This window comes from Cohnella algarum (assembly GCF_016937515.1).
In the GTDB taxonomy this organism is placed as follows: domain Bacteria; phylum Bacillota; class Bacilli; order Paenibacillales; family Paenibacillaceae; genus Cohnella; species Cohnella algarum.
The window spans coordinates 1,173,981-1,186,908 of sequence record NZ_JAFHKM010000002.1 but is presented as its reverse complement, the minus strand read 5'-3'; the positions used below and the strand labels follow the sequence as shown (position 1 = coordinate 1,186,908).

Here is a 12,928-nt window from a genome sequence, read left to right as displayed (position 1 = left end):
CCGGGACGCGGCGGCAGTCCGAACAGGGGGAAGTGACCGACAATGAGAGCGTGGCAGGCCAAATGGATCGCGGATCCGGAATTCGCGGCGCTGCAGCCGATATCGCTGCTCCATAAGGAACAGGAGGCCGGGCCCTCGTTCGCCCATCCCGAGCAGCTGCGCAACCGGCATATGCTCGTTCGCAAAACCTTTTCGCTGGCGGCCGCTCCGGCCCGGGCCGTTCTGCGCATCTCCGCGGACGACTATTACAAGCTGTACGTCAACGGCCGCTTCGTCGGCCAGGGACCGGCGCAAGGGTACCCGTTCCATTACAACTATAACGAGTGGGATGTCGGCTCTTATCTTGCCGCCGGCGACAACGTTATCGCCGTGCACGTTTATTATCAGGGGATTGTGAACCGCGCCTACAACAGCGGGGATTTGCGGCAGGGGACGATCGCGGAGCTGCATGCGGACGAGGAGCTTCTGCTGGCGACCGACCGCACCTGGAAATTCCGGATCGCGGGCCATTACGGCGGCGGGGACGGCGAAACGGTCGGCTACGAAACGCAGTTTCTGGAGAATATCGATCAAAGGCTGGCCGTCCCCGGCTGGCAGGAGGCCGGGTTTCCGGATGACGATTGGCAGGAACCGGCCGAGCGGCCGGACGCCGATTACGCGTTCGCTCCGCAGCCGGTTCCCGCCGTTTGCGTCTACCGGGTCGCGCCCGAGCGCGTCGTTCGGCTTGCCGAAGGGCGTTACCTGCTCGATTTCGGGCGGGAGTTGACCGGGCAATTCGAGATGGAAGCGCGCGGGCGGCCGGGCGAGCGGATCGAGGTGCGGTACGGGGAGGAGCTGGCGGACGACGGCTCGTCCGTCCGGTACGAGCTGCGCTGCAACTGCCGCTATCGGGAAATTTGGACGCTGTCCGGACGGGAGGACAAGTTCGAGCCGTTCGAATACAAGGCGTTCCGCTACGTCGAGCTTGACGGGCCGGACGAGGCGCTGCGCCCGGACAGCTTCGCGGCCGTCGTCCGGCATTATCCGCTCGACGAGAGCGCGTGCCGGCTCGAAACGGACGATCCGCTGCTGCGCCGGATATGGGACATTTGCCTGCGCGGCGTGCAGCTGTGCGCGCAGGAAAACTACGTCGACTGCCCGTCCCGCGAGAAGGGGCAGTATTTGGGCGACAACACCGTGATGGGGCATACCCATATGTATATCGGCGGCGACATGCGCCTGTTCAAGAAGGCGATTCGCGACTTCGCGCTTTCCGCCGCCGTCTGCCCGGGGCTGCTGGCGGTCGCGCCCGGCCATTTCATGCAGGAGATCGCCGACTTCTCGCTGCAATGGCCGATGCAGCTGCTGCTTTACTACCGCCACAGCGGGGACGAGGCGTTTTTGCTTGAAATGCTCCCCGTCGCCGAAGGCGTGCTGGACTATTTCCGGAAGTACGCCCGTCCGGACGGCTTGCTGGAAAACGTGAAGGAAAAATGGAACCTGGTCGACTGGCCCGACAACCTGAGGGACGGCTACGATTTTCCGCTGACCCGGCCGGTCGGGGACGGTTGCCACAACGTTGTCAATGCGTTTTATATCGGCTGCGTGCAAACGGTTCAGGAGATCCGGGACTTCTTGGGCGTACCTTGCGAAGACGAGCTGCCGAAGCTGAAACGGGCGTTTGTCGACGCTTTTTATCGAGGCTCGGCAGGGCTGTTCGCCGATTCGGACGTCTCCGGGCATTCGTCGCTGCACGCCAACGTGCTGCCGCTTCTGTTCGGCATCGCTCCGCCGGAGTCGGTCCGGCCGATCGTGGCCCTGATCCGGGAAAAAAGGCTGAGCTGCGGCGTGTACATGTCCTATTTCGTGCTCAAGGCTTTGGCCGCTTGCGGGGAAACGGACTTGATCTACGAACTGATCATGTGCGAGGACGAGCGTTCCTGGGCCAACATGGTTCGCGAAGGAGCGACATCCTGCTTCGAGGCGTGGGGCAAAGAGCAGAAGTGGAACACCAGCCTCTGCCACGGCTGGGCCAGCGCGCCGATTCCCGTGCTGATCGAGGACATTATCGGCCTGAAGCCGGCGGCGCCGGGCTGGGCGAACGTCGACTTTCGGCCGCGCATTCCGGCGGCGATGAGGGATTTCGAGCTGGAATTCCGGACCGTTCGGGGCCCGGTCCGCGTTCGGTACCGGCAAGGCAAGCTTCAGCTCGAGACTCCGTAAGGCAGGCTGGGGGCAGGTTGGGCGGCATTTGCGAAGCAGCTTGATATTGGGGCTCCGCAAGGCAGTTGGCGGCATTTGAGGAAGCAAGCTTGAGGCTAAGCCTCTGTAAGGCAGGCTGGCGGCGTTTGCGAAGCTCCGAAGGGCGCGGCCGATTCGGGCCATGACCGGCCGCTTTCGGGCGGTTCCCCGGGCTTGCGCCTCGCGCCGGCGAGTAGACGGGGCCGCCGCGATTCCGGTATAATGACCAGAGAATCGAACAGGTAGGCGGCGGGCGCGGGAAATGACGCGGGCTGCCGCCTCAGTCAGGAGTGTTAACGAATGCCACTGTCTTGCGGGATCGTCGGCTTGCCGAACGTAGGCAAATCGACGCTGTTTAACGCGATTACCCAAGCGGGCGCCGAAATGGCGAACTACCCGTTCTGTACGATCGACCCGAACGTCGGCGTCGTCGAAGTGCCCGACGAGCGTCTGCAGCAGCTTGCCGATATCGTCAATCCGAACCGGATCGTGCCGACCGCTTTCGAATTCGTCGATATTGCCGGTCTCGTCAAAGGCGCCAGCCGGGGCGAAGGCTTGGGCAACAAGTTTTTGGCCAACATTCGCGAGGTCGACGCGATCGTGCACGTCGTGCGCTGCTTCGCGGACGAGAACATCACGCACGTCTCGGGGAAGATCGATCCGATCAACGATATCGAAGTGATCAACCTGGAGCTGATTTTGGCCGACCTCGACAGCGTCGAGCGCCGCATCGAGCGCACGCGCAAAAACATGAAGGGCGGCGACAAAAAGTACGCCCAGGAGCTCGAGGTGCTGGAGCGGGTACAAGCGGCGCTCGCGGACGAGAAGCCGGCCCGCAGCGTCGAGCTGACGGACGAGGAGCGGCTCATTTTGCGCGACCTTCACCTGCTGACGATCAAGCCGGTGCTGTACGCGGCGAACGTGAGCGAGAGCGAGGCGGGAGGCGCCGATAGCAATCCGTACGTGCAGCGGGTCCGCGAGTTCGCGGCGGCCGAAGGCTCGGACGTGGTGCCGATCAGCGCCAAGGTCGAGTCGGAAATCGCCGAGCTGGAAGGCGAGGACCGCGAAATGTTTCTGCAGGAGCTCGGCCTTGAGGAGTCCGGCCTCGACCGCCTGATCCGCGCGGCCTACAAGCTGCTCGGCCTGTACACGTATTTTACGGCCGGCGTGCAGGAAGTGCGGGCATGGACGATCCGCAAAGGCACGAAAGCCCCGCAAGCCGCCGCCGTCATCCACACCGACTTCGAGCGCGGCTTCATTCGCGCGGAAGTCGTCTCGTGCAGCGACCTCGTCGCGTCCGGCTCGATGGCCGCCGCCCGCGAGAAAGGCTTGCTGCGCCTTGAAGGCAAAGACTATGTCGTCGCCGACGGGGACGTCATGCATTTCCGCTTCAACGTTTAATCTCGTTTCGCGTCATCGAACGCCTTTTGCCCCTTCCGGGCGAAAGGCGTTTTTTTGGCCGATCAGCGCCACGGTGCCCTGCGGGAAGGGAGGTCTTTGGAAGAGTCGCCTGGGGGAGATCGTCGGAAGAGTCGCTTGGCAGAACGCCGCTTGCCTGGAGAACCCCCTGGCGGAGTGGCGGCTTGCCTGGAGAACCCCCTGGCGGAATGGCGGCTTGTCGAGAGAGTCGCCCTCTGGGAACGCGGCTCATCGGAAGAGTCGCCTGCAGAAACGGGAGAGCGAAGCGGCAGGGGAGCGGCCCGAAGCCTATGTTGGATTTTATCCAATCGACAGAGCGAAAGACGGAGAAAGCTCGGCCTAGAGTGGATTTTATCCAACGAAAAACTTGGAAATAGGGCCGAATCTCCCGAAAAGTTTTCCCTCATTGGACAAAATCCAATGTAGCTGGCGAGCATCCCGAAAAAGCCGGTTTTGATTGGACAAAATCCAATCAAGCTTCGCGTTACCTCGCGAAAGAGGCCAAGACGTTCTTCGCCCCCTTCGTCAAACCTCGCTTCCGGCACCTAATTTTACGCCGGTCCCTTCTCCGAACCATACGCAAGCGCCCCGGGAATCCGTCAAGTCCCCTTGCAGGCTGCTGCCTCTCGCATAATCGCGTCAAGAACTCCCCTCGCCGAACCATACGCAGCGCTCCAAGAATTCGTCAAATCCTTTTACATGCTCGCTGCCCTCTTGCGCTTCGCTTTCTGCTACTTCCGTTACCGCGTCAAGAACTCCCCCAGTTTCCGACCGCCAAGAAGCCTGTCTTTCTGAGGACGCTGCCAAGGCGTAGTTTTTTTCCGTATAAGCAATTCATGTTTCTGCCAAATATAAATGCAACCTTTCCGGAAAAGAGCCCGTCTGGGAAAGTGCAACCGACATCTTGTGGAATTCCGGAAGGAGCGAACGCACAATGAAACATAAGAAAGCCCTAATCGTACTTACCGCCGTAGGCGTGATGGGAGCAACCGCCGCCGTCGCGGGAGCAGCGGGATTAAGCGAAAAGGTCAGCGGGCTTTTGCGGTCCGACGTTCAAGTTACCGTCAACGGCGATCAAACCGGTCTGCAGCCGGTATACATCAACGGCAAGGCGTACCTGCCCGTGCGCGATACCGCAGGCGCGCTGGGTTACGAGGTCGTCGCGACCGGCAAGCAAATTCAACTGCAATCGAAAGCGGAAACCCGCCAAGCGGACCCGTCGGTCGAGGAGCAGCGAATCCGGATGACGGGAGTCGTCGTAAGCAAAACGGTCGAAGGCGACACGACGCGGTTGGAAGTACGCGGCAAAGGCGGCTCCGACTGGATGATTTTGGGCGTCACCGCGGATACGGTTATCGAAAACGAAGCCGGGGAAGCGAAGACGGTCGACGATATCAAGGAAGGCACCCACGTCGCGGCGGATTACGGTCCGATCGTGGCGATGAGCTACCCGGGTCAATCGGCCGCGGCCAAGATCGTGATCGGAGCGGAACGGCTAATCAAGGAAGACGCCGTCAGCAGCGTGGCCCAAACGGAGGCCGGCTGGAAAGTGACGCTCGGAGCGGCGGCCGATCCGGCGTCGCAAATCGTGCTCAATGTGGGCGAAGACACGCTGATCGTCAAAGCGAACGGGGAACCCGTCAAGCCGGAGGAGCTGCAAACCGGAGCGAAGGTTCGCGCCTATTACGGCCCGCTCATCATGAAAAGCCTCCCGGCCCAAAGTCCTGCCGAGCTGATCGTCGTGCTCCCGGACGAGCAAGCCGAGCAATAAGCCGAATACAGGGTTGTGAGAACAACCGCCCGCTTGCGAAGCGCGGACCGAATCTCTCTCGCGGAGAAAAGTCCTGCGATTCGTGCGGGCGGTTTTTGCGCCGCGTTATCTGCACGGGTATTTTGCCGGGGCGGCTGGCGGCCATCGGACGCGCGGAAAAAGGCGCAGAACCCGTCACGGCTTGCGGGAATGTGATATACTAGAGTTGCGATTTATGTTCATCACAACTTTAGGAGGATGAATGCAGTGTTGGACCGTCTTCAAGCTTTGGCGGACCGGTATGAGAAACTGAACGAGCTGCTTTGCGATCCGGATGTCGTAAGCGACCCGTCGCGGCTTCGTTCGTATGCCAAGGAGCAATCCGATTTGGAAGAAGCCTACCGGGCTTATTTGGAATATAAAGCGGTCGTGGAGCAGCTCGGCGACGCCAAGGCGATGCAGGAAGAGAAGCTCGACGAGGAAATGCGGGAAATGGTCAAGATGGAGATCGAGGAGCTTTCGGCCCGGGAGAAGGAACTGGAGGAGCGGCTTCGCATTCTGATGCTCCCCAAAGACCCGAACGACGGCAAAAGCGTCATCGTCGAGATCCGGGGCGCGGCCGGCGGCGAGGAAGCGAATCTGTTCGCGGCCGACCTGTACCGGATGTACGCGAAGTATGCCGACCAGCAAGGCTGGAAGACCGAGCTGCTCGAAGCGAGCGTCAGCGATCTGGGCGGGTTCAAGGAAGTCATTTTCAGCATCGACGGCAAGGACGTGTACCGCAAGCTGAAATACGAAAGCGGCGCCCATCGCGTACAGCGCGTACCGGAAACCGAATCCGGCGGGCGGATTCACACGTCGACGTCGACCGTCGTCGTCATGCCCGAGGCGGAGGAAATCGAAATCGATATTTTGGACAAAGACATCCGCGTCGATACGTTCTGCTCCAGCGGCGCGGGGGCCAATCCGTCAATACGACCAAATCCGCCGTGCGCGTAACCCACATTCCTACGGGCATCGTGGCAACGTGTCAGGACGGCAAGTCGCAGAACGACAACAAGGCCAAGGCGCTGCAGGTGCTTCGCACCCGGATTGTCGACATGAAGCGGCAGGAAGAGGAAGCGAAGTATTCCGGCGAACGCAAGGAGAAAGTCGGTACGGGCGACCGAAGCGAACGGATTCGCACGTACAATTTCCCGCAAAGCCGGGTAACCGACCATCGGATCGGGCTGACCTTGCATCGGCTGGATTCGGTGCTGAACGGGGAAATGGACGATATCGTCCAGGCGTTGACGCTGGCGGAACAAACCGAGCAGCTCGCCAAGGACAACGGAGCTTAAAGCGAATGCGGCGCGCTTTTCACGCGGTTGCGGTCCGGCCCTCCGAAAGGAGCGGCCGGCCGTTTTGCGTTTGCGCGCGTGCCGGGAGGACGCAAAGAATGGAAATGCCTGGCCGGGTTTCGGCTAGCTGCGTTTATGGCCGTGTTCCCTGTAGGCGATATCCCGTAGGCTCAGGGTACAGGGGGAGTTCGGAGTCTGCTGACGATATCCCGTTGGCTCAGGGTGCTGGGGAGTTCGGAGTTTGCAGACGATATCCCGTTGGCTCAGGGTGCTGGGGAGTTCGGAGTTTGTAGACAATATCCCGCTGGCTCAGGGTACTGGGGGGTTCGGAGTCTGCAGACGATATCCCGCTGGCTCAGCGTACTGGGTGAGTTCGGAGTCTGCAGACGATATCCCGTTGGCTCAGGGGGCTGGTGTTAGTCCGGAGTTTGCAGACGGCGTCTTTCCGCTCTCCCGAAGCCGGAACGAAATATTCCGATTGTCCGGGCTGAGCGAAGGGGATACTGGCGATAAAGCGTAAAAAGAGGCATGCGCTTCCGCATGCCAGCGAGAAGTCTGACGGAAACGGGTTCCGTTATTACGCCGATCGGGCTGCCGGATTCGGCATAGCGAGGCAGACATAACAGACCGCGGCGGGAACGGCGGACGGGAGGAGGAGCGTCGGATGACGGAAAAAAAAGCCGCAACGATCGGCGAAACCTGGCGGCAGGGGGCGGAGCGCTTGCGAAGCGCCGGCATTGAGGAGGCGGAAGCGAACGCGGAGCTGCTGCTGCTGCACGCGCTGGGCATCGGCAAAGCGGAGCTGCTGCGCGATATGCGCGAGCCGTTCCCGCCGGAGAGGGCGGAGGGCTGGGAACGGCTGCTGGAGCGCAAAGCCGCGGGGGAGCCGGTGCAGTATATTTTGGGCGGCCAGTATTTTTACGGCCGTTGGTTCGCGGCGACGCCGGACGTGCTCATCCCGCGGCCCGAGACGGAGCTGCTCGCGGAAGCGGTGCTGGCCGAGGCGTCCGGCTGGGAGGACGCCTCTTCGCTCTCCGTGCTGGACGTCGGCACGGGAAGCGGGGCGCTCGCCGTGACGCTGGCGGCCGAGCGGCCGAATTGGCGCGTCGCCGCGTCGGATTTGTCGGCGGCCGCGCTTGCGGTGGCGCGCGGCAACGCGGAGCGCCACGGCGTGCATGCAAGGATCGACTTCGTGCAAGGCGATCTGCTGGAGCCCTTTATCGCCGGCCGGACGGCGGTCGACGTGCTCGTATCCAACCCGCCGTACATCCGTTCCGGCGATATTGCGGGCTTGCAGCGCGAGGTGCGGGACTTCGAACCGCATCTCGCGCTCGACGGGGGCGCCGACGGCCTTGCCCCCTATCGGTCGATGGCGCTGCAGATTCGAGCGCTGCCCGATTTGCCCCGCCTCATCGCTTGGGAGGTGGGAGCGGGGCAGGCGCCCGATGTCGCCGTCTTGCTCCGTCAGGCGGCGGACTGGCGCGAAATCCGGTTCGTGCGGGACTTCGCGGGCATCGACCGCCATGTGCTAGCCGTCCGCGGATAAGCGCCGCGAAATTTTCTCTTTCTCCCTTTTAATAGGTTTATAGATTCCCAATCCGGACATACTGTGGCTAAGACGTTCCGGAACGCATCGATAGCGCCGACGGGCGCTCCCAAGGAGCGAGAAAGCGATGCGTGGTCTTAGCCATTTTTTATTCCTCTTTTTTGCTTTGTCCGTAGGCGTGTCCGTTTGGTCCTCTTATTCCGTTTTCGCAAGCTCGAACGCCGGCGGGGAAATCCCCGACGAAGCGATTCGCATCCGCATTATCGCGAATTCCGATTCCGACCGGGATCAAGCGATCAAAAGCAAGGTGCGCGACCGCGTCGCCGAGCTGATCGATTCCTGGGGCGCGATGCCGACGACGATCGAAGAGTCGAGAGCGCTGCTTCGTTCGCATATGGAAGACATTCAGGCGGCCGCCGAGCGCGTGCTCGAAGAAGAAGGCGCCGTTTACGGAGCCGAAGCGGAGCTTGCCGAAGTTCCGTTTCCCGCGAAAATATTCGGGGGCGTGCTCTATCCGGAAGGAAACTACGAGGCGCTCCGCATTACGCTCGGCGAGGGCGTCGGCGCGAACTGGTGGTGCGTGCTGTTCCCGCCGCTTTGCCTGACGGCGGCGACCGCCGAGGATCCGGACGCCGAAGTTGCCGCGGCCGCCGCGAACGGCGCGGGCGGGGAGGCGGCGCCGGCGGTTTCCGGGGGAGAGGGGCAGGACGAACCGAAAGCGGGCTTTTTCCTTTGGGTTTTGCTCGAGAAGCTGTTCGCCTTTATCGCTTCGCTGTTCTCCTGACCGCCGGGCGGCTGTGCTATAATGGCAGTATCAAGTTGCCAAGGATGGTTGAAACCGACGATGAAGCTGCATACGATATATTGGCCGCCGGAGCGGGAAGAGGCCGGCATTCGCGAAGCCGCCGCGGCTCTTGCCGCAGGCGGCGTTGTCGCTTTCCCGACGGAAACGGTATACGGTCTCGGCGGGGACGCTCGCAGCGTGGAGGCCGCGGAACGCATATTCGCCGCCAAAGGCCGCCCGTCCGACAATCCGCTGATCGTGCATTTGGCCGACGCGAAGGACGCCGACGCCCTGGCGGGCCCGATCGGCGAGCTGGAGAGGAAATTGATGGCCGCCTTTTGGCCCGGTCCGCTTACGCTCGTGCTGCCCGTGCGCCCGGGCGCCGTGTCGGCTCGGGTTACCGCCGGGCTGGACACGGTCGCGGTCCGCGTTCCCGGACACGAGCTCGCCCGGCGCCTGATCGCCGCGGCGGGATGCCCGATCGCCGCCCCGAGCGCGAACCGCTCGGGACGGCCGAGCCCGACGCTCGCCCGGCACGTGCTGGAGGACCTCGACGGGCGCATCGACGGCGTGCTGGATGGCGGTCCGACCGGCGTCGGGCTGGAGTCCACCGTCGTGCGGGTCGTGGACGGGACCGTACACGTTTTGCGTCCGGGCGGCGTGACGGCGGAACAGCTGCGGGAGGCGGCGGGCGCAGGCGCGAAAGTCGTCGCGGCCGGCGAGGGGCCAAGCGGCGACCGCGTGAATAACGAAACCGGCGCAGGGAGCGAAGCCTCCGAAGCGCCGCGCTCGCCCGGCGTCAAATACACCCATTACGCTCCGCGCGGGCGGATGACGCTGATCGCGGCGGACGATCCGGCCCGCCTGCGCTCCGGCGTCCAGGACGCAGCCGATGCCGCCGGGCGAAGCGGGGCCAAGGTCGGCATTTTGGCTTGCGCCGAGCATGCCGGCTTCTACCGCGCGGACGCCGTGCTGACGCTCGGCTCCCGCGAGCGGCCGGAGCAAGCCGCGCAGGCGCTGTACGCCGCGCTCCGGCAATGCGACGAGCGAGGCCTCGAGGCGATTTTCGCCGAAAGCTTTCCCGAGAAGGGCATCGGCGCGGCGCTTATGAACCGGATGCTCAAAGCTTCCGGAGGACGAATCGTTCGCGTCTGATTGCCGTACTCGTCCCCCTTCATCCCGGCCCGGACATGTTCGCCTGTCCATGCGCATATGTTGAGATATCGGCATTTGCGGACAAGGTGGGCAAGGGGGACGGACGATGGGAATGGAAGCGGCATCCGTTGGGCAAATTTTAACGATTTTAATTATGGCGGTCGCTTTGGGCATGGATGCTTTTTCCCTCGGCGTCGGGATCGGCCTGAAAGGGGTTCGTTTGCTCGATGTGCTCAAGATCAGCACGGCAATCGGCCTTTTCCACGTCCTGATGCCGCTTGGGGGCATGTGGGCCGGCCATTACGTAAGCGAGCTGCTGGGCGGAGTGGCGACTTCGGCGGCGGGGGCGCTGCTGCTTCTGCTCGGCGGGCACATGGTGTACAGCGCGCTCCGGGGAGAAGCCGTCGAGACGGTCAACCACCGAACCTTCTGGGGAATGATTCTGTTTGCGTTCACGGTCAGCATCGACTCGTTTTCGGTCGGCGTTTCGCTCGGGATGTTCGCGGCTCACCGGACGTTCACCGTCCTTGCCTTCGGTTTTTTCGGAGGAGCGATGAGCGTGCTGGGCCTGATGATCGGAAGGCGGATCAGCCGGTCGCTCGGCGGGTACGGCGAAGCGTTCGGGGGCGTCATTTTATTTGCGTTCGGCGTCATGTTTCTGATATAAAATGAGTACGTACGGCAATTGGCCTCGGGTGTGCAGGAGGGGATGAAGATGAGGCGGATTCTGCTGGTCTGTACGGGCAATACGTGCCGCAGTCCGATGGCGGAGGCGATGCTGAAAAGCTTGGCCGAACAAGGGGGGATTCCCCTGGAGGTTCGTTCCGCCGGCGTAAGCACGATCGACGGGATGCCGATTTCGCCCCACGCCGCACAAGCTTTGATCAACCGGCAATTGCCGTTGCCGGGAGGTTCGACCTCGCTTGACGGGGAGACGGCGCGATGGGCCGATCTCATCTTGACGATGACGACCGGACACAAGAGAACCGTCGTCGCCCGCTACCCGGAAGCGTCCGGCAAGACGTACACGCTGAAGGAATTCGCGATGGGCGGCGAACCGGCCGCCATGAACGATCTGGCGGAGGCGCAGCGGCTTTATGCCGATTGGCAGGTCCGGCAGGCGCTCGGGGAAAGCTTGCCCGAAGCCGACCGGAAGCGCCTGGAAGAGCTGGCGAGCCGGCTTCCCGATTTGGATATCGCCGACCCTTACGGCGGTACGCCGGAAATGTACGAGCGAAGCGCCGACGAGATTTGGGAAGCGCTCGATCAGGTCGTTCGCCGGCTGGATACGGATTGATTTTTTGCGTTTCCTCAAGTATGATGAAGGTACATGTTGCAAGTTCCGATGTGACTGGCGACGATGTGGGGGTAACCACGGTGGAGCATCGGAATATCGGCCGGTCGCCTGGGCAAAAGAGCAGACGTGCGTATTTTCGCGCGCCTTGCTCTTTTTCGTCTTTTTTCGAGCTTTTAGGTATAATAAACGTTGGACGAAGAGGAGGTTGTTTACATGAAAATCGCGATCGGAGCGGACCACGCCGGTTATCGCTTGAAGGACGTCATCGTGCCTTTTCTCAAGGCGCAAGGCCATGAAATCATCGACGTCGGCTGCAATTGCGCCGATTCGGTCGACTATCCCGACTATTCCGTGCCCGTCTGCGACAAAGTCGTCAGGGGCGAAGCGGAGCGCGGCATTCTGATTTGCGGAACCGGCATCGGCATGTCGATCGCCGCCAACAAGACGCCGGGCATTCGCTGCGCGCTCGTTCACGACTTGTTCTCGGCGAAAGCGACTCGCGAGCATAACGACACGAACGTGCTGGCGATGGGCGAACGCATTATCGGCCCGGGCCTGGCGGAAGAAATCGTCCGGGTTTGGCTGGAAACGCCGTTCTCGCAGGGCGAGCGCCATGCGGGACGGATCAACAAGGTCAAAGCGATCGAATCGCAGTATTCCCTTCATCCCTAATAAATTCGCAAAGCGGCTTCGAGCCGGGGAGGAATGAGGCATGACGGAAACGGGATCGGAAGCCGTGTCCGGATCCGGGTCGCCCGCGCAACCGGGGCGGCCGGCGGAGGAACAGACGGCGGAAACCGGACGAAACGAAGCCGGGCGAAACGGCGGCGAGCCTTTGGCGGACCGGGTGGAGCGGGCGCTGGCCGAGCTGGTCGCGGCGGGCAAGCTTCGTCCGGGACAGAAGCTGGTCGCGGGCGTCAGCACGAGCGAGGTGCGCGGCCTGCGCATCGGCACCGCGGGCGCGGCCGAAGTGGCGGAGCAGATTTACGAAGGGGTTCGCCGGGTTTGCGAGCGGGCGGGCTTGCACGCGCTTTGGCAGTGCTGCGAGCATTTGAACCGCGCGCTCGTCGCCGAGCGGGCGTTGGCCGAGGCTCAAGGGTGGACGATCGTTTCCGCGGTGCCCGTGCCGAAAGCGGGCGGCTCGATGGCGGCTTACGCGTACCGCCGGTTGTCCGATCCGTGTCTGGTCGAAGCGGTGCAGGCGGATGCGGGCATCGACATCGGCGAAACGCTGATCGGCATGCATTTGCGTCCGGTTGCAGTGCCGGTTCGCCCGTCCGTTCCGTGGGTCGGGGAAGCCCGGGTCACGATGGCCTACGCCCGGCCCAAGCTGATCGGCGGGGAGCGGGCGGTGTACGAACTGCCGGCCGATTCCTCGGCCTCCCGAACTTGCGATTGAGCATTTTTTAAAAAAAGC

10 protein-coding genes, 1 pseudogene and 1 riboswitch are annotated in these 12,928 nt (G+C 62.6%); all 11 genes and pseudogenes read left to right on the top strand.

Annotation, left to right across the window (positions count from 1 at the left end):
- Nucleotides 1-42 precede the first annotated feature (42 nt).
- The 11 genes and pseudogenes from JW799_RS05380 (at nt 43) to JW799_RS05330 (ending at nt 12,910) form a co-directional block, all read left to right on the top strand.
- A complete protein-coding gene (locus JW799_RS05380; protein ID WP_080832638.1) occupies nt 43-2,202 on the top strand; it encodes an alpha-L-rhamnosidase in 2,160 nt (719 codons plus the stop codon).
- Nucleotides 2,203-2,520: 318 nt separating this feature from the next.
- The gene (gene ychF / locus JW799_RS05375; protein WP_080832637.1) at nt 2,521-3,621 is read left to right on the top strand and encodes a redox-regulated ATPase YchF; all 1,101 of its coding nucleotides are present in this window, start codon (nt 2,521-2,523) and stop codon (nt 3,619-3,621) included.
- Nucleotides 3,622-4,573: 952 nt separating this feature from the next.
- Nucleotides 4,574-5,410 (top strand): hypothetical protein, encoded by an 837-nt coding sequence (locus JW799_RS05370; RefSeq protein ID WP_205428947.1) that lies wholly within the window; start codon nt 4,574-4,576, stop codon nt 5,408-5,410.
- A 246-nt stretch (nt 5,411-5,656) separates the two neighbouring features.
- Nucleotides 5,657-6,729: pseudogene (gene prfA / locus JW799_RS05365) on the top strand (peptide chain release factor 1).
- 664 nt (nt 6,730-7,393) lie between these two features.
- Nucleotides 7,394-8,275 (top strand): peptide chain release factor N(5)-glutamine methyltransferase, encoded by an 882-nt coding sequence (gene prmC, locus JW799_RS05360; protein WP_205428946.1) that lies wholly within the window; start codon nt 7,394-7,396, stop codon nt 8,273-8,275.
- Nucleotides 8,276-8,402: 127 nt separating this feature from the next.
- A complete protein-coding gene (spoIIR, locus tag JW799_RS05355) occupies nt 8,403-9,059 on the top strand; it encodes a stage II sporulation protein R (protein ID WP_205428945.1) in 657 nt (218 codons plus the stop codon).
- A gap of 60 nt (nt 9,060-9,119) precedes the next feature.
- Nucleotides 9,120-10,214, top strand: coding sequence for an L-threonylcarbamoyladenylate synthase (locus JW799_RS05350; RefSeq protein WP_205428944.1), 1,095 nt, complete (start codon nt 9,120-9,122; stop codon nt 10,212-10,214).
- Nucleotides 10,215-10,320: 106 nt separating this feature from the next.
- The gene (locus JW799_RS05345) at nt 10,321-10,881 is read left to right on the top strand and encodes a manganese efflux pump MntP (protein WP_080832631.1); all 561 of its coding nucleotides are present in this window, start codon (nt 10,321-10,323) and stop codon (nt 10,879-10,881) included.
- Between the two features lie 48 nt (nt 10,882-10,929).
- Complete coding sequence (locus tag JW799_RS05340) at nt 10,930-11,511, top strand: low molecular weight protein arginine phosphatase (protein ID WP_080832630.1); 582 nt, start codon at nt 10,930-10,932, stop codon at nt 11,509-11,511.
- 40 nt (nt 11,512-11,551) lie between these two features.
- Nucleotides 11,552-11,632: riboswitch (ZMP/ZTP riboswitch) on the top strand.
- Between the two features lie 92 nt (nt 11,633-11,724).
- Nucleotides 11,725-12,183: a ribose 5-phosphate isomerase B gene (rpiB, locus tag JW799_RS05335; RefSeq protein ID WP_080832629.1), complete on the top strand. Its 459-nt coding sequence runs from the start codon at nt 11,725-11,727 to the stop codon at nt 12,181-12,183.
- Nucleotides 12,184-12,223: 40 nt separating this feature from the next.
- Entirely contained in the window at nt 12,224-12,910 is a 687-nt protein-coding gene (locus JW799_RS05330) for a TIGR01440 family protein (RefSeq protein ID WP_205428942.1), read from the top strand.
- The last annotated feature ends 18 nt before the right edge of the window (nt 12,911-12,928 follow it).

Excerpts from the sequence above, each read along its gene's own strand:
- JW799_RS05380 (WP_080832638.1), top strand. The coding sequence starts at position 43 with ATGAGAGCGTGGCAGGCCAAATGGATCGCGGATCCGGAATTCGCGGCG.
- ychF (WP_080832637.1), top strand. The coding sequence starts at position 2,521 with ATGCCACTGTCTTGCGGGATCGTCGGCTTGCCGAACGTAGGCAAATCG.
- JW799_RS05370 (WP_205428947.1), top strand. The coding sequence starts at position 4,574 with ATGAAACATAAGAAAGCCCTAATCGTACTTACCGCCGTAGGCGTGATG.
- prmC (WP_205428946.1), top strand. The coding sequence starts at position 7,394 with ATGACGGAAAAAAAAGCCGCAACGATCGGCGAAACCTGGCGGCAGGGG.
- spoIIR (WP_205428945.1), top strand. The coding sequence starts at position 8,403 with ATGCGTGGTCTTAGCCATTTTTTATTCCTCTTTTTTGCTTTGTCCGTA.
- JW799_RS05350 (WP_205428944.1), top strand. The coding sequence starts at position 9,120 with ATGAAGCTGCATACGATATATTGGCCGCCGGAGCGGGAAGAGGCCGGC.
- JW799_RS05345 (WP_080832631.1), top strand. The coding sequence starts at position 10,321 with ATGGGAATGGAAGCGGCATCCGTTGGGCAAATTTTAACGATTTTAATT.
- JW799_RS05340 (WP_080832630.1), top strand. The coding sequence starts at position 10,930 with ATGAGGCGGATTCTGCTGGTCTGTACGGGCAATACGTGCCGCAGTCCG.
- rpiB (WP_080832629.1), top strand. The coding sequence starts at position 11,725 with ATGAAAATCGCGATCGGAGCGGACCACGCCGGTTATCGCTTGAAGGAC.
- JW799_RS05330 (WP_205428942.1), top strand. The coding sequence starts at position 12,224 with ATGACGGAAACGGGATCGGAAGCCGTGTCCGGATCCGGGTCGCCCGCG.